At 64.5% G+C, this 20,160-nt stretch carries 21 protein-coding genes and 1 riboswitch; of the genes, 11 read left to right on the forward strand and 10 right to left on the reverse strand.

From position 1 onward, the window contains the following. Nucleotide 1 precedes the first annotated feature (1 nt). Entirely contained in the window at nucleotides 2–937 is a 936-nt protein-coding gene (locus GR138_RS06435) for a DMT family transporter (protein WP_246200314.1), read from the reverse strand. Between the two features lie 137 nt (nucleotides 938–1,074). On the opposite strand from GR138_RS06435, the gene gcvA reads away from it, so the two are divergent. Continuing rightward, nucleotides 1,075–1,968, forward strand: coding sequence for a transcriptional regulator GcvA (gcvA, locus tag GR138_RS06440; protein ID WP_160857786.1), 894 nt, complete (start codon nucleotides 1,075–1,077; stop codon nucleotides 1,966–1,968). Between the two features lie 19 nt (nucleotides 1,969–1,987). Here gcvA and GR138_RS06445 read toward each other — a convergent pair whose 3' ends face one another. The 5 genes from GR138_RS06445 to mutM form a co-directional block, all read right to left on the reverse strand. Further along, entirely contained in the window at nucleotides 1,988–2,488 is a 501-nt protein-coding gene (locus GR138_RS06445; protein WP_160857787.1) for a GNAT family N-acetyltransferase, read from the reverse strand. 91 nt (nucleotides 2,489–2,579) lie between these two features. Continuing rightward, nucleotides 2,580–4,151 (reverse strand): chromosomal replication initiator protein DnaA, encoded by a 1,572-nt coding sequence (gene dnaA / locus GR138_RS06450; protein ID WP_246200315.1) that lies wholly within the window; start codon nucleotides 4,149–4,151, stop codon nucleotides 2,580–2,582. Nucleotides 4,152–5,001: 850 nt separating this feature from the next. Then, nucleotides 5,002–5,268 (reverse strand): 30S ribosomal protein S20, encoded by a 267-nt coding sequence (gene rpsT, locus GR138_RS06455; RefSeq protein ID WP_069060219.1) that lies wholly within the window; start codon nucleotides 5,266–5,268, stop codon nucleotides 5,002–5,004. Between the two features lie 201 nt (nucleotides 5,269–5,469). Further along, nucleotides 5,470–6,243, reverse strand: coding sequence for an enoyl-CoA hydratase (locus tag GR138_RS06460; RefSeq protein WP_160857789.1), 774 nt, complete (start codon nucleotides 6,241–6,243; stop codon nucleotides 5,470–5,472). Nucleotides 6,244–6,311: 68 nt separating this feature from the next. After that, the gene (gene mutM / locus GR138_RS06465) at nucleotides 6,312–7,205 is read right to left on the reverse strand and encodes a bifunctional DNA-formamidopyrimidine glycosylase/DNA-(apurinic or apyrimidinic site) lyase (RefSeq protein ID WP_160857790.1); all 894 of its coding nucleotides are present in this window, start codon (nucleotides 7,203–7,205) and stop codon (nucleotides 6,312–6,314) included. Nucleotides 7,206–7,402: 197 nt separating this feature from the next. Here mutM and ubiE point away from each other — a divergent pair, with 197 nt between their 5' ends. From ubiE to coaBC, 5 genes are all read left to right on the forward strand, one after another. Next, nucleotides 7,403–8,179, forward strand: coding sequence for a bifunctional demethylmenaquinone methyltransferase/2-methoxy-6-polyprenyl-1,4-benzoquinol methylase UbiE (gene ubiE, locus GR138_RS06470; protein ID WP_160857791.1), 777 nt, complete (start codon nucleotides 7,403–7,405; stop codon nucleotides 8,177–8,179). Nucleotides 8,180–8,216: 37 nt separating this feature from the next. Beyond that, complete coding sequence (ubiB, locus tag GR138_RS06475) at nucleotides 8,217–9,791, forward strand: 2-polyprenylphenol 6-hydroxylase (protein ID WP_160857792.1); 1,575 nt, start codon at nucleotides 8,217–8,219, stop codon at nucleotides 9,789–9,791. Nucleotides 9,792–9,841: 50 nt separating this feature from the next. After that, nucleotides 9,842–10,645: a potassium channel family protein gene (locus tag GR138_RS06480; protein ID WP_160857793.1), complete on the forward strand. Its 804-nt coding sequence runs from the start codon at nucleotides 9,842–9,844 to the stop codon at nucleotides 10,643–10,645. A gap of 135 nt (nucleotides 10,646–10,780) precedes the next feature. After that, nucleotides 10,781–11,008 (forward strand): hypothetical protein, encoded by a 228-nt coding sequence (locus GR138_RS06485; protein ID WP_160857794.1) that lies wholly within the window; start codon nucleotides 10,781–10,783, stop codon nucleotides 11,006–11,008. Between the two features lie 107 nt (nucleotides 11,009–11,115). Further along, entirely contained in the window at nucleotides 11,116–12,321 is a 1,206-nt protein-coding gene (gene coaBC, locus GR138_RS06490) for a bifunctional phosphopantothenoylcysteine decarboxylase/phosphopantothenate--cysteine ligase CoaBC (protein ID WP_160857795.1), read from the forward strand. Here the strand turns inward: coaBC and GR138_RS06495 are convergent. Further along, nucleotides 12,314–13,135, reverse strand: a complete 822-nt coding sequence (locus tag GR138_RS06495) for a class II glutamine amidotransferase (protein ID WP_160857796.1) — start codon at nucleotides 13,133–13,135, stop codon at nucleotides 12,314–12,316. The two genes, coaBC and GR138_RS06495, sit on opposite strands and share 8 nt — an antisense overlap. Before the next feature lie 246 nt (nucleotides 13,136–13,381). Here GR138_RS06495 and GR138_RS06500 point away from each other — a divergent pair, with 246 nt between their 5' ends. The 3 genes from GR138_RS06500 (at nucleotide 13,382) to GR138_RS06510 (ending at nucleotide 15,279) form a co-directional block, all read left to right on the forward strand. Beyond that, the gene (locus GR138_RS06500) at nucleotides 13,382–13,786 is read left to right on the forward strand and encodes a GFA family protein (protein ID WP_160857797.1); all 405 of its coding nucleotides are present in this window, start codon (nucleotides 13,382–13,384) and stop codon (nucleotides 13,784–13,786) included. A 3-nt stretch (nucleotides 13,787–13,789) separates the two neighbouring features. Continuing rightward, nucleotides 13,790–14,590: an AraC family transcriptional regulator gene (locus tag GR138_RS06505; protein ID WP_160857798.1), complete on the forward strand. Its 801-nt coding sequence runs from the start codon at nucleotides 13,790–13,792 to the stop codon at nucleotides 14,588–14,590. A 74-nt stretch (nucleotides 14,591–14,664) separates the two neighbouring features. Further along, nucleotides 14,665–15,279 carry a LysE family translocator gene (locus GR138_RS06510; protein WP_160857799.1) on the forward strand — a complete coding sequence of 205 codons (615 nt, stop codon included), beginning with the start codon at nucleotides 14,665–14,667 and terminating at the stop codon, nucleotides 15,277–15,279. 3 nt (nucleotides 15,280–15,282) lie between these two features. Here the strand turns inward: GR138_RS06510 and thiD are convergent, their stop codons facing one another. Beyond that, nucleotides 15,283–16,092, reverse strand: a complete 810-nt coding sequence (gene thiD, locus GR138_RS06515; protein WP_160857800.1) for a bifunctional hydroxymethylpyrimidine kinase/phosphomethylpyrimidine kinase — start codon at nucleotides 16,090–16,092, stop codon at nucleotides 15,283–15,285. Between the two features lie 32 nt (nucleotides 16,093–16,124). Next, nucleotides 16,125–16,220, reverse strand: a riboswitch (TPP riboswitch). Nucleotides 16,221–16,278: 58 nt separating this feature from the next. Continuing rightward, nucleotides 16,279–17,859: a peptide chain release factor 3 gene (locus tag GR138_RS06520; protein ID WP_160857801.1), complete on the reverse strand. Its 1,581-nt coding sequence runs from the start codon at nucleotides 17,857–17,859 to the stop codon at nucleotides 16,279–16,281. Nucleotides 17,860–17,953: 94 nt separating this feature from the next. Between GR138_RS06520 and dut the strand changes: the two genes are divergently transcribed. Both dut and GR138_RS06530 read left to right on the forward strand, forming a co-directional pair. After that, nucleotides 17,954–18,427 carry a dUTP diphosphatase gene (dut, locus tag GR138_RS06525; protein WP_160858083.1) on the forward strand — a complete coding sequence of 158 codons (474 nt, stop codon included), beginning with the start codon at nucleotides 17,954–17,956 and terminating at the stop codon, nucleotides 18,425–18,427. Between the two features lie 3 nt (nucleotides 18,428–18,430). Beyond that, a complete protein-coding gene (locus GR138_RS06530; protein WP_210253448.1) occupies nucleotides 18,431–19,321 on the forward strand; it encodes a GNAT family N-acetyltransferase in 891 nt (296 codons plus the stop codon). On the opposite strand, the gene GR138_RS06535 is transcribed toward GR138_RS06530, so the two are convergent. Beyond that, nucleotides 19,322–19,906: a LysE family translocator gene (locus GR138_RS06535; RefSeq protein WP_160858085.1), complete on the reverse strand. Its 585-nt coding sequence runs from the start codon at nucleotides 19,904–19,906 to the stop codon at nucleotides 19,322–19,324. It abuts the gene before it with no gap. Between the last annotated feature and the right edge of the window lie 254 nt (nucleotides 19,907–20,160).

Consider the following 20,160-nt stretch of genomic DNA (forward strand, 5'->3'; position numbering starts at 1 on the left):
GTCAGGTATCCGAGCCGAGCGGCCGGCGCTTTTCCATTACCATCCGCAGAAGCCGTCCGTCGATCGCGGCAAGCCCGACGGCGATCAGTGCCATGCCGGCAAAATGTTTCGGCGCCAGCATCTCGCCCAGCACCAGCGCGCCGAGCAGGATGGCGCTGACCGGAATGAGGAAGGTGACGAGCATCAGGTTCGTGGCGCCGGCCGTGGCGAGAATGCGGAAGAAGATGACATAGGCGAGTGCGGTGGCGAGGAAGGCAAGGCCGAAGAGGGCGGCCCACGCTTCTGCGGATGGCATGGCGAGTGTCCACGGCCGGTCGACGATCAGCGCCACCGGCAGCATCAGCAGGGCGGAGGTCGTGACCTGCCCCGCAGCCGGCAGCAGCGGCGGCAGGCCCATGCGGCGGAAGCGGCGACCGAAGATGCCGGCGATCGAATAGGAGACGGCAGCGCCGAGCACGGCGAGCTGTGCCAGCACGTTCGAGCCGAGATCGGACAGCACCGCAGGACCGATCATCAGCGCGACACCGGCAAAGCCGACGAGCACACCGACCAGCCTGCCTCCCGTCATCTTCTCGTCCTGCGTCAAAAGATGCGCGGCGATCACGGCGAAGAGGGGCGTGGTGGCATTGAGGATCGAGGCGAGGCCGCTCGCGATATGCGTCTGCCCCCAGACGATCAGCGAGAAGGGTATGATGTTGTTGAGCACGCCCATGCCGAGGAAGGCGAGCCAGACCTCCTTGCTGCGCGGGATGGCATGGCCGGAGAGGCGAACGATGGTCCACAGCGCCATGGCGGCCAGCGACACGCGGGCGGCGACAATGGTGAGCGTCGGCAGCTCGCGCACGAGAATGCCGTTGAACAGGAACGAGCCGCCCCAGAGGATCGACAAGGCGATGAGCAGACCCCATTCGGTGGTGGTCATGTAACGGTTAGCCATAACGGCCTCCTAAGCGATTTTTTCTAAATCCAACGAGATATCCGAGTGCCAAAACCCGGCGTTGACGCTATAATTCCTCGTCTTTTCGCTTTGCACAAACGATCATATTTCGGGGATACAGCGAGGAAAACTAAATCATGAGCAACCGTCTTCCCTCCCTGTCCGGCCTGCGCGCCTTCGAGGCGACGGCACGCCATCTGAGCGTCACGCTCGCCGCTGGCGAGCTCAGCGTCACGCCCGGCGCGGTGAGCCTGCAGATCCGCGACCTCGAACAGTCGCTCGGCGTGCGCCTGTTCGATCGACTGCCGCGTCAGCTCAGGCTGACGGAGGATGGCGAGGGCTATTTCAAGGCCATGCGCTCGGCCTTCCGGCTGATGCGCGAGGCAACCGACGAATTGCTGGCGCGCGCCCGGCCGGCAACGCTGTCGATCAGCTGCACGCCGACATTCGCAGCACAATGGCTCGTGCCGCGGCTACCGCATTTCGAGGAGCGCATGCCTGGCGTCGACATCCGCATCAGCGCCTCGAACCGCCTGGTCGATTTCGTGCGCGACGGGGTCGATATCGCCATCCGCCACGGCTTCGGCCGTTATCAGGGTCTCGTCAGCGAACGGCTGCTCGATGACGACCTCGTACCTGTCATAGCACCGGCATTACGCGAGGCCCGGCCGCTCGACACGCCGGGCGATCTCATAAACCACGTGCTGATCCATGACGTGCACCGGCAGGACTGGCGGCTCTGGCTGGAGGCGATGGGCGTGACCGAGATCGACGCCATGCGCGGCCCGGTCTTCCAAGACAGCAACGGCGCCATCGAGGCGGTGAAGGCGGGCGATGGCGTCGGGCTGGTACGGCTCTCGCTGGTGGCGCGGGAAATTCAGGAGCGGCGGCTCGTCGCGCCCTTTTCGCGCGGCGTCTCGACGGGCCTAGCCTATTACATCGTCTATCCGCCGGGTGCGCTCGACCGGCCGGCGGTCACCGCGCTGCGGCAATGGTTGACGGACGAGGCGCGCGCCGTGCGCGGAAGCTGAGCCGGGACAGACAGCCGGCTCAATCCGGAAAATCTTCCATCCGTTGCATGTAGGTTTGGAAACCCGCCCGAGCATAAACCGCCTGCGCCTTCGGATGATCGTTCGTGTCGGTATGCAGCCAGATGCGCCGTGTTCCCGCGCGCCAGACCGCATAGAGGGCGTTGGCCAGCAGGAAAGGCCCGAGCCGCCGGCCATAGGCGGCGGGAACGAGGCCGAAATGCGTCAGCTCGACATCCTCCGCCTCGGCGGCATCGAATTCACACAGACCGATCGGCTGCCCTGCCTCGCGCAGGACGAAGGTCCGCGTCGATGGGGCGGACAGGAACTGCGCGACCGCCTCCACCGGCATGCGAAGACGGAGATCCCAGGTGAGCGGCACGCCGATGGCGCGATAGAGCGCCAGATAGTCGTCCACCGAGAGATGCTCGGCATGGATTTCCAGATTGCCGGAGGGGGCCGGGTGCGCCACAGCGCTCGGCGGCGGCGTCAGCAATTCCATGTAGGTGACGAGGAGATTCATGCCGCGACCTTGAGTGCCCTGCCAAAAGCAGAACGCTGTGCCGTCCGAAGACCGTGCACAGCGTTCCAGCATTGTATAGCGATCGAAGCGCCTATTCGTTGATCAGGCGCTTCAGCAACTCGATCTCGTGGCTGAGCTTGGTGTCGCCCGAGATCAGGTCCTCGATCTTGCGCACGGCGTGCAGCACGGTCGTGTGGTCGCGTCCGCCAAAGCGGCGGCCGATTTCCGGGAAGGAACGCGGCGTCAGCGTCTTCGACAGATACATAGCGATCTGGCGCGGCTTGACGATGACGCGCGTGCGACGGTTCGAGACCAGTTCCTGGCGTGACACGTTGTAGTGTTTCGCGACGACGCGCTGGATGTCTTCGATGCGCACGCGGCGCGGCTCGCCGGCGGCGACCAGATGGCCGAGCAGTTCGTCGACGCGCTCGATCGTCAGGTTCGGCTCGAAGGAGCGACGGAAGAGCAACTGGTTGAAGGCGCCTTCCAGCTCGCGGCCGCTGGCCGTGATGTTGCGCGCGACGTGGCTCAGGATCTCGGGCGAGATATCGAGCGAATGGTCCTCATGCTGCGCGACGGCGAGCCGGCGCTTGAGGATTTCAAGGCGCATCTCATAGTCCGGCGCTTCCATCTCGATGGCGACGCCGCCCTGGAGGCGGGAGCGCACACGCGGATCGAGCGATTCCAGCTCCCACGGCGCACGGTCGGCGGCGACCACGACCTGCTTGGCGGAATCGAGCAGCATGTTGAGCAGGTGGCAGAACTCGTTCTGGATCGAGTTACCCTGCAGGAACTGCATGTCGTCGATGATCAGAAGATCGATGTTGCGCAGCGTCTCCTTGAGGGAGAGCGCATCATTGTCGCGGATCGCGGTTGCGAAACGCCACATGAAATATTCGGCCGTCAGATAGACGACGCGCGGGTTGCGGGCACTCGAAAGCGCGCCAAGCGCGATTGCCTGCAGAAGGTGCGTCTTGCCGAGGCCGACGCTCGAATGGATGAACAGCGGGTTGAAGCGCACGGCACCGGCGCCGGCTTCCGCGATGGTGCGGGCCGCGGCAAGGGCAACACGGTTCGACGTGCCTTCGACGAAAGCATCGAATGTATAACGCGGGTCGAGCGGCGAGCCGAAGAGCGGGCCGGTATGCTGGACACGCGGCTGGGCGGAGGCGGTAACAGACGCAACGGCGCTTGCCACCGGCTGCGGACCACCAGCCGAACGGCGCGGCTGGGCCTGCGGGGCGGGCTGCTCGACAATGGCCTCATCGACAGACCCCGGGCGAACGCCGCGGGTCGCGGTGCGCACCAGGATTTCCACCTTGAGGATTTCCGCATCCTCCTGCTGGAACAGGCTGGTGATGAGATCGAGATACCGGTTGTTGATCCAAGACTTCAGGAAGGTCGTGGGCACGGAAAGGCGCACGAGGCTCTTGGAGACCGAATGGAGCTTCAGCCGACCGAACCAGCTCGCGAAGACGTCTGGGCCAACCTGCGCCTTCAGGCGCGCACTGACCCGTTCGAAAATCGCGTCTTGCTTCATATCGGATGGTACCCCCGCCGCCATCTGCACTCCTTCTGGCGGGAGTGCCTTCAGTGCATTTTCCCCGTTCGTGAATGCACCAGCCTTTGTGGCCGTAGTCATCTGCATTTTGCCGCCTTTCATGCTTCCTTCGCCACGTCGGCATTCCTGCCGGCGCCTTTCATGTTTGCCATCTCCCGACCGTGCCGAGCCATCGCCCGGTCCGGGATCTGGTGCCCCGATCACGCCGGCCCCCTACATCCGACGCAACCCTTTTTGCCAAACACATATCGGTGCAGCCCGATCCGGTGTCATTCCAGATCGCGCAGTCCCGTCTGTGATCCTTACCGTCCGCTCCCTCGTCGAGCGCCCGGCAAGTCTGCCCTCAATCATCGGGCCGTCCTCACGGCCCGCAACCAAAAATCGCAAAAGCCTTCGCCAGAATGCCAGAGGCATCTGGGGCAAGCATTGCCGGTTTGATGATTTTACGAAGCGGAGCCGCTCCGTTACAAGGGACAAAACAATCACCGCTGCCTCGAAAGACAGTCTTGTCGGCGATTACTTTTAAGGCTGTGTCCGCGCCCCCTGTGGAAAGCATTTAGGCAGGATCATGCACCAAGATCAATCGCGAATTTTACGCAAAATTAAGGGCCAGCCGTTGACTCGCAAGGTGCTTCCTGACTCGGAATCGCCCCCTCGAAGGAGAATCTGTTAGGAATCAATGGCTTTGTTTTCGGGTGGTTTTCGGAACGCTCGGAAAACGAAAAAAATAAAAATTCGCTTGACTCAAATTGCTGTCAAACTCCCGCAACGAAAGGTCGTCAAACTTGGACAACCTCCGGCAACTAACTGAATTTAAAGGATTTTCCTCGTCACGCTTTTGACACGATCGAGCCTTGCACATTAACCATAGCAGGGTCGAAAAAACAAAGAAAAGCCCGGCGCAAGCGCCGGGCTTTTTCTAATATTGCATAGCTCGATGGGTCTGATCAGATCAGGCCGTCATCGTCTTAACGCGGTTCGCCAGACGCGAGACCTTGCGGGACGCTGTGTTGGAATGGAGCACACCGCGGGTGGCGGCGCGCATCAGTTCCGGCTGGGCGGCCTTCAGAGCGGCGGCAGCCTGCGTCTGGTCGCCGGAGGCGATGGCCTCTTCGACCTTGCGGATGAAATTGCGGACGCGCGAGCGGCGCGACTTGTTGACTGCGGTGCGCGCGGCGATCTTGCGGGTCGCCTTCTTTGCCGAGGTTGTATTGGCCATGTATGCCTCTCTTCAGAAATCTGACACAAACTCCACCCTCGCCGTGCCGGGTCACTGCGACCTGTCATCAAAGCAATTCGGGAGCAATATCGGAAAACCTCAGAATTCGGCTTTCCAAACTGTGGGCGGCGTATAGCTGGAAACCACGATGACGTCAACGCGGATTCTGCAAGAAACGCCGCCCGGCTGCCTTGAACCCTCTCAGCGGTGGCGGAAGGCCGGCTTGCGCTTCTCGATGAAGGCCGTCATGCCCTCCTTCTGGTCGTCCGTGGCAAACAGCGCATGGAACAGCCGGCGCTCGGCGCGCATGCCCTCCGACAGCACCGTCTCGTAGGCGCGGCCCACGGCCTCCTTGGCCATCATGGCGGCGGTGAGCGAGAAGCCGGCAATCTTCTCCGCGGCGGCCAGCGCCTCGTCAAGCAGTTTTTCCGGCGCCACCACGCGGGCCACGAGGCCGGAGCGCTCAGCTTCCGCCGCATCCATCAGCCGGCCCGTCAGGCAGAGGTCCATCGCCTTCGACTTGCCGATCGCACGGGTCAGCCGCTGCGTGCCGCCCATGCCGGGAATGACGCCGAGCGTGATCTCCGGCTGGCCGAATTTCGCGGTCTCGGAGGCGATGATGAAATCGCACATCATGGCCAGTTCGCAGCCGCCGCCGAGCGCAAAGCCGCTGACGGCGGCGATCATCGGCTTGCGGCAGCCGGCCACGTCGTCCCAGCCGGCGGCGAGGTCCTCGAGCATGGCCTGCGCAAAGCCGTAGGGCTGCATCTCCTTGATGTCGGCGCCGGCGGCAAAGGCCTTTTCCGAGCCGGTGATGACGATGGCGCCGATTCCGGCATCGGCCTCGAAGCCGGCGAGCACGCCCGTCAATTCATCGAGCAGCTGGCGGTTCAGCGCGTTGAGCGCCTGCGGCCGGTTCAGCGTGATGAGCCCGACGCGCCCGCGCGTCTCCACCAGCAGGGTTTCATAGGTCATGTCTCTCTCCTCGTTTCTGGTGCGGAATGTCGGACACAAAGCCGCTGAACAGTTTTCCCGGCCTTGTTCTACTTCTGGCAGGCTGCGCAATAAAAGGTCGACCGACCGCTCTGGACGATACGGCCGATCGTGCCTTGGCAGCCCGGCGTGCGGCAAGGCTGCTTTTCGCGGTCATAGGCGGAAAAGGAATGCTGGAAATAGCCGAGCGACCCGTCGGCGCGGATATGGTCGCGCAAGGTCGAGCCGCCGGCCTCGATGGCATCGGCAATCACCGCACGGATCGACTGCGTCAGGGCCACCAGTTCCTTCTTCGGCTTGCCCGCCGCCGTCACCAGCGAGCCGGCCAGCCGCTCCGGTGAAAGATGCGCGCGCCACAGCGCCTCGCAGACATAGATATTGCCGAGGCCGGCAATGTTCTTCTGGTCGAGCAGGGCGGCCTTCAGCGGCGTCTGGCGGCCGCGGAATTTGGCCGCGATGTAGTCGGCATCGAGCGTGTTGCCGGTCGGTTCGGCCCCGAGATCGCGGAAGAAGGCGTGGCTGGCGAGATTCTCCCGGCGTGCGAGATCCATGAAACCGAAGCGACGGGGATCATTGTAGACGACGCGGCGCTCGCCGTCCGGTGTTACCAGATGGAAGACGACATGGTCGTGGCGCTGGTCCTTCCTGCGCGGCATCTGGAAATCGCCGGGCGTCTCGGCGGGGACCTCGTTCCCCTCGACCCGGAACGAGCCCGACATGCCGAGATGGGCGATCACCACGTCGCCCCCGTCGAGATCGATCAGCAGGTATTTAGCGCGCCGGCCAAGCGAGATCACCTGACGGCCCTCAAGGGCTTCGGCAAAGGCCGGCGGGAAGGGAAAACGCAGATCCGGGCGACGCAACTCCGCACGGCGGATCCGGGATCCTTCCATGACGGGGGCGAGGCCGCGCTTCACCGTTTCCACTTCCGGCAATTCCGGCATGTTCCACTCCTTGAAGTCGCTTTAACCTTGGGCGCATTTGCCGCGGTCGGGCATTTCCCTCCCGGCAATCTATGTCCTATATACGCGTGCGTACCGACACTCGACTGCCCGGTTCGTTGCTCAGATAGCGCGGCCAATGCCAATTCGCCAAGGTCCTTGCGGCAATTCGCCTGCGAGACCTGCCCATGGAGACGATGATGACCGAACAGCGCACATCCGCGACAGGCGGCATGGAAACCTCCTACGGCTTCCGCCAGGTGGCCGAGGGCGAAAAGCAGGCGCTGGTCAACGATGTGTTCCACAAGGTCGCCAAGCGCTACGACATCATGAACGATATCATGTCCGCCGGCCTGCACCGGGCCTGGAAGGACGCGATGATCGCCAGCCTCAACCCGCGCAAGGATCCGGCCTACAAGGTGCTCGATGTCGCCGGCGGCACCGGCGACATCGCCTTCCGCATCGTCGAGGCCTCCGATCGCCTGGCGCATGCCACCGTACTCGACATCAACGGTTCGATGCTCGGGGTCGGTGCCGACCGCGCGGCGAAGAAAGGCCTTTCGGCCAATCTCGACTTCGTCGAGGCCAATGCGGAAGAGCTGCCCTTCGAAAACGGCACGTTCGATGCCTATACGATCGCGTTTGGCATCCGCAACGTGCCGCGCATCGATGTCGCGCTGTCGGAAGCCTATCGCGTGCTGAAGCGCGGCGGCCGGCTGCTTGTTCTGGAATTCTCCGAAGTGGAGATGCCGCTGCTCGACAAGTTCTACGAAGCCTGGTCGTTCAAGGCGATCCCGCAATTCGGCAAGATGATCACCGGTGAAGCCGAGCCCTACCAGTACCTTGTGGAATCGATCCGCAAATTCCCGAACCAGCAGGATTTCGCGTCGATGATCCGCACCGCCGGCTTCTCACGCGTCAACTTTACCAATTACACAGGCGGCATTGCGGCCCTGCATTCGGGCTGGAAGCTCTGAGCATGGCCCGTCCCCCTCGCATGGATAACCGTCCCGCATGAGCGTTTTCGGCGCCTATCTTCGCCTCGCCCGCGTAGGCTGGGTCCTCGTGCGCGAAGGCGTCGTCTCGGCGCTGCCGACCGAGGGCATGCCGCCGCTGGCCCGCACGGCACACGCCTTTGCTGGCCTCTTCGCCCGCCGCAAGGCTGCAAGCGAAGACCGCGGCGATCGCCTCGCCCGAGCCATCGAGCGCCTTGGTCCGTCCTATGTGAAGATGGGCCAGTTCCTGGCGACCCGGCCGGACGTCGTCGGTGCCGAGATCGCTGTGGAATTGTCCGCCCTTCAGGATCGCATGGCGACCTTTCCGCACGAGGCGGCGGTTGCCACGGTGGAGGGTTCGCTCGGCCGCCCGCTCGACGATCTCTATGTCGAGTTCGGCGATCCGGTCGCCGCCGCCTCCATCGCGCAGGTCCATCCTGCGATCGTGCGCGACGCCAATGGCGAGCGCCGCGTGGCGGTGAAAGTCATCCGTCCCGGCGTGCGCCAGCGTTTCGGCCATGACCTGGAGGCGATGTATGCCGCCGCCCGGCTTCAGGAGACGATCCTGCCCAACACGCGCCGGCTGAAGCCGGTCGAGGTGACCCGCACGCTGGAGCAGACGACGAAGATCGAAATGGACCTTCGCCTGGAAGCAGCGGCACTGTCCGAACTGGGCGAAAACACCAAGGACGACCCCGGCTTCCGCGTGCCGAAAGTCGACTGGGAGCGCACCGGGCGCGATGTCGTCACCATGGAATGGATCGACGGCATCAAGATGTCGGATGTCGAGGGCCTGCGCAACGCCGGCTTCGACCTCGACAAACTCGCCGACACGCTGATCCAGTCCTTCCTGCGCCACACGCTGCGCGACGGCTTCTTCCATGCCGACATGCACCAGGGCAATCTCTTCGTCGACCCGCAAGGCATGATCGTCGCCGTCGACATGGGCATCGTCGGGCGTCTAGGAAAGAAGGAGCGCCGGTTCCTGGCCGAAATCCTTTTCGGCTTCATCACCCGCGATTACCAGCGCGTCGCCAATGTGCATTTCGAGGCGGGTTACGTGCCATCGCACCACAATACTGCGAGCTTCGCCCAGGCGATCCGCGCCATCGGCGAGCCGATCCATGGCCAGCCGGCGGAGACCATCTCCATGGCGAAGCTTTTGACGCTGCTGTTCGAGGTGACGGAACTCTTCGACATGGAGACACGCACCGAACTCGTCATGCTGCAGAAGACCATGGTGGTGGTGGAGGGCGTGTCGCGCACGCTCAACCCGCGCTTCAACATGTGGAAGGCCTCCGAAGGCGTCGTCGGCGACTGGATCCGCGACAATCTCGGCCCGAAACGTCTTCTGACGGATTTGCGCGATGGCGCGCATGCCGCCTTGCGCCTTGCCGAAGCCGCCCCGGAGATCGCCGCCAAGGCGGAAATGCTGTCGCAGGAATTCTCCGCCATGGCCGAAAAAGGCCTGCGCTTCGACCCCGAGACCGCCGAAGCGATCGGCCGTTCCGAGGCCCGCCACAGCCGCTCCGGCCGTCTGGCGCTCTGGGTCATGGCAGCAACGCTCATCTACATCGCCTGGCAAGTCAGCTAAGGCGACGGCGACCGCTTGACCGGCACGGGACGAGCGCTAGTCTTTCGCCGATGACCGACGAACCGCTCAGCATAACCGAACCGCCACCTTTCATCGAACGGCTGCGCCGGCAGTTGCGCGGGCTCTATTTCGGGCGGGACCGCGAGGCGGTCCGGTTCCAGGTCGCGATGCTCCTTGTCGATATCGTGATCCTGTGCTTCTTCATCCTGGGCCCCTACCTGCGCGCGGGTGCGGCCTATGTCATTGTCGACTACGTCATCGCGGCCATCATCGCCTTCGAGCTTGGCGCGCGGGCGCTGATCGCGCCGAACCTGCGCTACTGGGCCATGCGGCCGATGACCTGGGTGGATATCGTCGTGCTCGGCACGCTGCTCTTTCCCAATCAGCTGCACAATTTCGCGTTCCTGCGCGTGCTGCGGATCTGGGCGATCAGCCAGAGCAAGCTCGTCACGCTGACACTGCGCAGGCTGGGGCATGGCGACAAGGAAGACGTCATCCAGGCCTGCGTGAACTTCCTCGTCTTCCTCTTCCTCGTCACCGGCTTCGTCTACAGCAACTTCTTCTACGGCGAAGACGGTTTTACGGGCTTCGTCGATGCGCTCTACTTCTCCGTTGCGACGGTCACGACCACCGGCTTCGGCGACATCGTGTTGCCGGGTACGCTCGGTAAGCTCACCTCCATCGTCACCATGATCATCGGCATTTCGCTCTTCGTGCGGCTCGCCCAGGCGATCGTACGGCCCTACAAGGTGATCTTCCCCTGCCCGCAATGTGGCCTGTCGCGCCATGAGGCGGATGCCGTGCATTGCAAGGCTTGCGGCCACGTGCTGAACATTCCCGACGACGGCGCCTGACGACAGAATGCCCCCTTGTTGGCCCGCGCCGGCAGTTCCCGCCGGCGCGTTAGCGTGGTATTTTAGCAAGGCCGGAACAACCGGCGCATTGCACTGCAAGACCGTATTCTCCAAAGGGCCAAAGGGGAGCCGTCCATGCGCAACATCATGATATCCGCCACTATCGCAGCCCTGTCCCTCGTCGCGTTCTCCGCACCGGCCTTTGCCGGCAGGATGCCGGATGCCGCGACGATGCGACCAGCCGGCCTCGTCGACCTCGCCACGCACTATTACGGCCACAAGCCGAAATGTTTCTGGAAGAAGATCAGGAAGTACGATTATTACGGCAATCTCATCATCAAGAAGGTCAAGGTCTGCCACTGAGGGGCGGCGGCCGGAGCCAAGACTTGGAAATGCCACGGCAACGGGGTAGGACGGAATGACCGCCCTCCCGGAGGGTATCCATGTGCCTCACGCGTTCAGGACCCGCCATGCCGCTTGCAGGAAAACGCATCCTCCTCGTCATCTCCGGCGGCATCGCCGCCTATAAGAGCCTCGACCTGATCCGGCGGCTCCGGGAACGGGGCGCGGAGGTGCGGCCCGTCATGACCGCGGGCGCGCAACAGTTCGTAACGCCGCTTGCCGTGGGCGCGCTCTCGGCCGGCCATGTCTATACGGATCTCTTTTCACGCGAGGACGAGCAGGATGTCGGGCACATCCGGCTGGCGCGCGACTGCGACCTCATCGTCGTCGCCCCCGCCACGGCCGACCTGATGGCCAAGATGGCGAACGGCCTGGCCGACGACCTCGCCTCGACGCTCTTGCTCGCCACCGATCGCCCAGTGCTGCTGGCGCCGGCCATGAACCCGAAAATGTGGTCGAACCCCGCGACACGCCGCAATGTCGCGACGCTGCGCAAGGATGGCCTGACCTTCGTCGGCCCCAATGCCGGCGAGATGGCCGAAGGCGGCGAGGCCGGCCTTGGCCGCATGGCGGAACCCTTGGAAGTCGTTGCCGCCGCCGAAGGCCTTCTCGACGGTGGCGCCAAACCGCTTGCCGGCCGCACCGCCATCGTCACCTCAGGCCCGACGCATGAGCCGATCGACCCGGTGCGCTACATCGCCAACCGTTCTTCCGGCCGGCAGGGCCATGCCATCGCCGCCGCCCTTGCCCGGCTTGGTGCGCAGGTGACGCTCGTCTCCGGGCCTGTCACGCTCGCCGATCCGCCAGGCGTCACCGTCATCAAGGTGGAACGGGCGGACGAGATGCTGCAGGCCGTGCTTGGCGCATTGCCGGCGGACATCGCGGTGATGGTCGCGGCCGTCGCCGACTGGCGCGTCGCGACGCCGAACGCAGAAAAGATCAAGAAGCAGCCGGGCGAAGGCCCGCCGCCGCTGATGTTGACGGAAAACCCGGATATCCTGAAGACCGTCGGCCACCATGCCAGGCGTCCGAAGGTGGTCGTCGGCTTCGCGGCCGAGACGCAGGATGTCGAGAACAACGGACGGGTGAAACTTCAGAAAAAGGGTGCGGACCTCATCGTCGCCAATGACGTCACGCCGGAAACCGGCATCATGGGCGGCACGCGCAACAGCGTGAAGCTGATCACCACCGCCGGCGCCGAACAATGGCCGGACCTGTCGAAGGACGACGTCGCCGGCCGCCTTGCCGGCTGGATCACTGAGCGGCTTACTTGACCAGCGAGAGTTTTGCCTCCATCGCGCTGGCCGGGCGTCCGGCCGGCGTGAAGATGCGCACGTCGACGCCGTTTTCACCAAGCACCACGGCGCTGCCGTCCGGGATTTCCACCCAGGCTTCCGTGTCGTCGTTCAGCGGTTCCGAAACCAGGCAGTAGCCACCCGTTTCCCCCATTGGGGCCGCATAGAGCGTCGGGGCGGCGTAATCCGTCGCGTAACGCACGGCATAGAGCTGGTCGCCATCGGTGAACGCTGCAGTAAAGCGCACGAGCACGCGGCGCTCCAGATGGGCGGCGAGACGCTCGACGAAGGCGATGGTCTCCGCCATGGCGCCGAGCGGATCGCGCGCCAGGCCGAATTGCAGTGCCAGCAGGAAGAGCAGTTCCGAATCCGTCGAGCCCGTGCGGGCATTGTAGAGGTCGTTGTCGAGCATGGTTTCGAGCGGCCGGCGCAGGTGCTCGAAATCGGCGATCTGGCCATTGTGCATGAAGGACCAGATGCCGTTGACGAAGGGATGGCAATTGTCGCGCCGCGTGCCGCCGCCGGTTGCCGCACGCACATGGGCGAGGAAGAGCGGCGAGCGGACCTGGCGGGCGATGCTTCTGAGGTTGCAGTCGGACCAGGCGGGCAGGATATCGCGGTAGCGGCCGGGCTCCGGGCGCTCGCCATACCAGGCGATGCCGAAGCCGTCGCCATTGGTGGACGTCTTGGCGCGGGTGGCGCAATGGGATTGTTCGATCAGCGAGTGTGCCGGCGAGGACACCAGTTCCTCGAGATAAAGCGGCTCTCCGCGATAGGCTGCCCAACGGCACATGAGGCTATTCTCGCTTTCGAAGACCGGCGACGAACCGGTGTTTGACCAGACGCATTAACCATGGCACTGCCCTGATTTTCAACGCAAATGGGTAAAAATGCGTTAACGAATGTAAACGGGCCGAAACCATGCGTGTCATTTTGATGACGATGTAACCTGCCGGCAGTTTCCGGCGGAACAGCATGGTCCTCCCGTTGACGCTGCGACGTGAGGGCCTATCCTCTCGCGATGAAAGGAGGATGGAGCATGCGCATCGACGGACAATGCCATTGCGGTGAGGTGACCTATACGGCCGACATCGATCCGGACGCCGTTTCGATCTGCCATTGCACGGATTGCCAGCGGCTGACCGGCTCACCCTATCGCGTGACCGTCAGCGCGCCACGCGAGGCCGTGACCCTCACCGGCAAGGCGCCGAAACTCTACGTCAAGACGGCGGAAAGCGGCCGCAAGCGGCTGCAATATTTCTGCGCCCAGTGCGGCTCGCCGCTTTTCGTCACCGGAACGGACGAGGATGCCCAGACCTGGGGCATCCGCTGGGGCAGCATCAATCAACGGGCCGCCCTCAAACCGACGCGCCAGAGCTGGTGTGCCTCGGCCATGAACTGGTTTGGCGAAACATCGGCGCTTGCGCCCGAACCGCGGGATTGAGCCATGGCGACCGGGCGCTTCCAGATCGTGCGGACGGCTATGGACGGCATCGAGGTGGTGATCGCCGACAGCCGGCACACATTCGCGCGCCACAGCCACGACACCTATGGTATCGGCCTCGTCGAACGCGGCGCACAGACATCGGCAAGCGGGCGCGGCATGGTGGAGGCCGAAGCCGGCAACACGATCACCGTCAATCCCGGCGAAGTGCATGATGGTGCGCCGCTTGGCGATGCTCCGCGCGCCTGGCGCATGCTCTATATGCAGCCGGCTGTCGTTGCCGCCGCCGCGCAGGACATTTTCGAAGGCGCGCCGCGCGAGGAGTTTCATGCCCCCGTGCTGAAGGACGGGCGCATCGCGGGCCTCGTCACCGCCACGCTCGCCGCATTGCTGAATGATCGCGCCGCATCCATTGGACGCGACGAGCGCCTCCTCCTGCTGCTTGCGGCCGTCTTGCACGAGCAGCCAGTGCAGCGTCGGGGCGCTGCCGCATCGAGCATCAGCCGCGCCCGTGACCGCCTCGACAGCGACCCCGCCGCTGCGGTCACCCTCGAGGAGCTCGCCGCAGAAAGCGGGCTCGGGCGCTTCCGGCTGGTGCGCGACTTCGCCCACGCCACCGGCCTCACACCGCACGCCTACCTGCTCCAGCGCCGCACCGAACTCACCCGGCGGATGATCGCGGGCGGCACCCCGCTGGCCGAGGCGGCCATCGCCGCCGGTTTTGCCGACCAGAGCCACATGACGCGCAATTTCACGCGCCGCTACGGCTACACGCCGGGCGCCTATCTCGCGGCGCGCGCCTGAACCTGCAATTTCGTTCAAGACCGGTCGCCCCTTCCAGTGTCCCCTGCGGCCTCCTCATCTGCACGGGACCTGCCATGACCACCGAATTCCTTATCACCTCGCTCGTCGTCATCCTGCTGCCGGGCACCGGCGTGATCTACACGCTGGCGCTTGGCATCAGCGGCGGCTTTCGCGCCGGCGTGCTTGCCGCCTTCGGCTGCACGCTCGGCATCATTCCGCATATCCTCGCCAGCGTCGTCGGCCTTGCAGCCGTCCTGCATGCCAGCGCGCTTGCCTTCGAGGTGCTGCGTTATATCGGCGTCGCCTATCTCTTGTTCATCGCATGGAGCCTGTTGAAGGAGAGCAATGCGCTGGATCTCGGGGCGGAAAAGGCCCCTGCCGAACGCGCGCTCCGCATCGTGCGGAAGGGCATTCTCACCAACATCTTCAATCCGAAGCTTTCGCTGTTCTTTCTGGCGTTCCTGCCGCAATTCGTGCCGGCGCAAGCACCGGACGTCACGGCACAGATGCTCTTTCTCGGTGGCATCTTCATGCTGCTCACCTTCCTGGTCTTTGCCGTCTACGGCGCCCTGGCCGCCGGGTTCCGGCACCAGGTGCTTAGCCGGCCAAGGATTATGGTCTGGACGCAGCGCAGCTTTGCCGCAGCCCTTGGCCTCATGGGCCTGCGGCTGGCGCTGGCAGATCGCTGACGATCAGGTCCAAAGCGCGTGGAAATGATGAAGCGGCCCATGGCCGGAGCCAACGGACAGCGCATCGGACGTGCGAACGGCGCCCGCGATAAAGCTCTTTGCCGCTGCAACGGCATCGGCAAGCGGCTTGCCCTTGCCGAGTTCCGCCGCGATCGCGCTCGACAGCGAGCAGCCGGTGCCATGCGTGTTGCGCGTCAGCACGCGCACACCCTCGAACCAGCGTTGTCCCTCGGCGGTCGCAAGCACATCGGGGCTCTGTCCACCCGGCAGGTGGCCGCCCTTCAGCAGCACGGCCTTCGGGCCGAGCGCCAACAGCCGCTTCGCCTGATCCTCCATTGCGGCGCGGTCGATTGCCTCCGGCTCGCCCAGCAACGCGGCCGCCTCCGGCAGGTTGGGCGTCAGCACGGTCGCAAGCGGCAGCAGGCGCCGCGTCAGCGCCTCGACGGCCTGTTTCTCCAGCAGGGACGCCCCGCCCTTCGCGACCATCACCGGATCCACCACGGCCGGCAGCCCGCGCCGCGACGACAGTGCCGTGGCGACGGCCTCGGCGATCTCACCCGCGGCAATCATGCCGATCTTCACCGCATGCACGCGAATGTCGCTGAAAATATCGGTAATCTGCGCCGCGACGAAGGCGGGCGGCACGAGATGCACGCCGGAGACGCCCTGCGTGTTCTGCGCCGTCAGCGCGGTCAGCACCGCCATGCCATAGGTGCCGCGGGCGGCGAAGGTCTTGAGGTCGGCCTGGATGCCGGCGCCGCCCGACGGATCGGATCCGGCGATCGAGAGAATGTTTGCAATCGTGTCGGCCATTTCGCCTCCTTCGGTCGGAGGCAGCCGGCGGGCAGCGTCGCCCGATGACTCCCTCCGCCGGCATGATCCGGTTCAGGTTCAAAGGGTGCTTCTCAGCCCGCACGCAGCAGACGCCCCTGTCTCGGGGGCGGTTTTCGCAAATGCCGCCGCGCCTGTCACGTCGAAACTGACAGGCGCGCTATCAGGTCACGCCTTGCTGACGTGATACTCCTTGATGGCGACCATCTTGATCGCCGGATAACGCTCTGCCTCGTAGCGCAGCGAGAAGCTGTCCTGCGCCAAAAACACCGGATCGCCATCGAGGTCGCGAGCGATATCGCCGCGGCGCTGGGTGACGAACTTGTCGAGCTCCGCAGCACTGTCCGACGAAATCCAGCGGCAGACGGAGAAACGCGACATTTCGAAGGAGACGGGCAGGCCGTATTCCGCCGACAAGCGCTCCTTCAACACATCGAGCTGCAGCGCACCGACGACGCCGACGATGGCCGGCGAGCCGTCTTCCGGCGAGAAGAGCTGCACGACGCCCTCTTCCGCCATCTGCTGGAGCGCTTCCTTCAGCTTCTTCGCCTTCATCGCGTCTTCCAGCCGCACGCGGCGCAGAATTTCCGGCGCGAAGTTCGGCACGCCTTCAAAGACCAGCGCCTCGCCTTCCGTCAGCGTATCGCCGATGCGCAATGTGCCGTGGTTCGGAATGCCCACCACGTCGCCGGCATAGGCGGTATCGGCCAACTGGCGCTGCGAGGCGAAGAAGAACTGCGGCGCCGACAGGCCGATCGTCTTGCCCGTGCGGGCAAGGCGCACCTTCATGCCGCGTTCCAGCATGCCGGAGCAGACGCGGGCAAAGGCGATGCGGTCGCGGTGATTCGGGTCCATGTTCGCCTGGATCTTGAAGACGAAGGCCGTCATCTTGTCTTCGGCGGCATGCACCTTGCGAACGTCCGCCACCTGGTCGCGCGGCGGCGGTGCGACGGCGCCGAGTGCGTTGATGAGATCACGCACACCGAAGTTGCGCAGCGCCGAACCGAAGAAGACGGGGGTCAGGTGCCCTTCGAGAAAGGCCTCGCGGTCGAACGGCCGGCAGGCCTCCCGCGCGAGTTCCAGCTCCTCGATGAACGTCTCCCGCTCGTTTTCCGGCAGGTTCTTCGCAACGACTGCGGCATCGTCGATCTTCGTCGGCTGGACCTGCGTATCCGAACCGCGGAAGGTGCGGTCGGCCAGGTGATAGGAGCCGCAGAACGTCTTGGACCGGCCGACCGGCCAGGTCACCGGCGCCGTGTCGAGCGCCAGCTTCTCTTCCACCTCGTCGAGGATTTCGAACGGGTCGCGGCTCTCGCGGTCCATCTTGTTGACGAAGGTGATGATCGGGATGTCGCGCAGGCGGCAAACCTCGAACAGTTTCAACGTGCGCGGCTCGATACCCTTGGCGGCGTCGATGACCATGACGGCCGCATCCACCGCCGTCAGGGTGCGGTAGGTGTCGTCGGCGAAGTCTTCGTGGCCGGGCGTATCGAGAATGTTGAAGACGTTGCCGTCATATTCGAAGGTCATCACCGAGGTGACGACCGAGATGCCGCGTTCGCGCTCGATCTTCATCCAGTCCGAGCGGGTCTGGATGCGATCCTTCTTCGCCTTCACTTCGCCGGCGAGCTGGATGGCGCCGCCGAACAGAAGGAGTTTTTCGGTGAGGGTGGTTTTACCGGCGTCCGGGTGCGCGATGATCGCGAAGGTGCGGCGGCGGGAGACCGCCTCGGCAAGGGTTTCGGCCATTTTCTGCAATATCCTGTGAGTTGCCGCGGTCTTTACAGTCTCCGCCCGGAAGATGCAATTGACGGTGCAAGCGACGGCACGGCTTATGGGCGCCATGAACGCGCACGCCCCTTCCAAGCCCACCCTCTCCCTCGTCCGCCTGCCGCATGGCGCGGATATCGAGCTGCCCGCCTACGAAACCACGGGTGCCGCCGGCATGGACTTGCGCGCTGCCGTCGAGACCGACGCGCCGCTGACGCTTGCGCCCGGAAAACGCGCGCTCGTGCCGACCGGCTTCGTCTTCGAAATCCCGCATGGCTATGAAGGCCAGATCCGCCCCCGCTCCGGCCTCGCCTTCAAGAACGGCATCACCTGCCTCAACACGCCGGGCACGGTCGACAGCGACTATCGCGGCGAGGTGAAGGTGTTGCTTGCCAATCTCGGCGATGAGCCCTTCGTCATCGAGCGCGGCATGCGCATCGCCCAGATGGTGATCGCCCCCGTCACGCAGGTCACCGTGCGCGAGGCGAGGGAGACGAGCGAAACCAGCCGTGGCGTGGGCGGCTTCGGCTCCACCGGCGTTCGCTGAACCATGCCCGTGAACCGGTCGGGCCTGATCTTCCGCTCGGACTATTTTGGCGATGCCGCAGCCTGGCAGGCGGTGGCCGACCTGCTCGAGGAAACGTTTGGCATCGACGTGACCGGGCTCGACCGGCTCGGCGGGCCGGATCCGACCTGCACGGCCTTTGCCTGGTTCGATGATGCCGGCGCCTGCATTGCCAATATCAGCGCCTTCGCCTTGCCCCTTGTCATCGACGGCGTTGTCGTGCAGGCCGCCGGATTGCAATCTGGCGCAGTGCGACCGAGCCATCGCGGCCGCGGGCTTTACCGCGACGTCATGCGGGCGGCGCTCGACCATTGCGATGCGAAGGGGTTCGCGGCAGTGCTGCTCCTGACGGAAGCGCCGGACCTTTATACGCGCCACGGTTTTCGAACATTGCCGCAGCATGGTTTTTCCGGCCCGGCGCCGGAGGGTGGGCGCGCACGATCCGTCCGGCGGCTCCATATCGAAAACGACGACGACGTTACCTTGCTTCGCCGGCTGCTGGATGCGCGCAGCCCGGTTTCCAACCGTTTCGCGCCGTTGCGCCAACGGGAAATGTTCCTCTTCAACGCCCTGCTCGCGCCGGATGTGAAGCTCGATCTGCTCGAGGAGGACGACGCCGTCGTCGCCTGGCGATCCGGCGAGGATGGCTGCCTTGAACTGCTGGACATCGTTGCGACGTCCATTCCAAGCCTTGCGGACATTCTCGCGAGCCTGGAGATTTCGACCACGCGGGTGATCGTCCGCTTCGCGCCGGACCGTCTCGCGTGGGAAGGCACGGCCCTGCCGGATGCGGGTGACATGAAGCTTATGCTGCGCGGTGCGGAAAGCCTGCTGCCGGCAGGACCTTTCGCCCTGCCCTCCATGGCGGAGTTCTGATCAGCGACGGGCTTCCGTCGCCATGCGCAAGGCAAGACCAGCCAGCACCGTGCCCATCAGCCAGCGCTGCATCACCAGCCAGCGCGGGCGGGCGGCGAGCAGCCGGGCGATGGAACCGGCCGAGACGGCGATCAGCGCGTTGACGCTGACACTGATGACGATCTGGATGCCGCCGAGCACGAGCGATTGCAGGAAGACGCTGCCTTTGGCCGGGTCGATGAATTGCGGCAGCAACGAGAGATAGAGCACCGCGATCTTCGGATTCAGGAGATTGGTCAAAAACCCCATGAAGAAAAGTTTGCGGTTGCTGTCGCGCGGCAGCGCCCGCACCTCGAAGGCCGAGCGCCCGCCGGGGCGCAGCGCCTGCCAGGCAAGCCACGCCAGATAGAGCGCACCGGCAAAACGCAAGGCATCATAGGCATAGGGCACAGCCATCAGGAGCGCGGTGATGCCGAGCGCTGCGGAGAGCATGTAGAAGACGAAGCCAAGCGCCACGCCACCGAGCGAAACGAGGCCCGCAGCCGGCCCCTGGCAGAGCGAGCGGGACACCAGATAGACCATGTTCGGCCCCGGCGTCAGCACCATGCCGAGGGCGATCAAGGCGAAGGCAACGAGGCTGGCCAGTTCGGGCACGACGGTTCTCCGGGAAGATGTACGGCATAGGATTAACCGGCGGCGCTGATCGCGGCAAGGGCCTCACGAATAGGCCCTCCGGGAGGGTCGTTCTATGCCCGCACAGCGCTCTTTACCGTCTTTATTCTGCGCATCTGTCGCCCGACATGGGATTGGCAAGGGGCCGCCGGCGCCCTTCAAATGCTGCACGCATTTGACACGCGGCG

This window comes from Shinella kummerowiae, from assembly GCF_009827055.1.
GTDB lineage: Bacteria > Pseudomonadota > Alphaproteobacteria > Rhizobiales > Rhizobiaceae > Shinella > Shinella kummerowiae.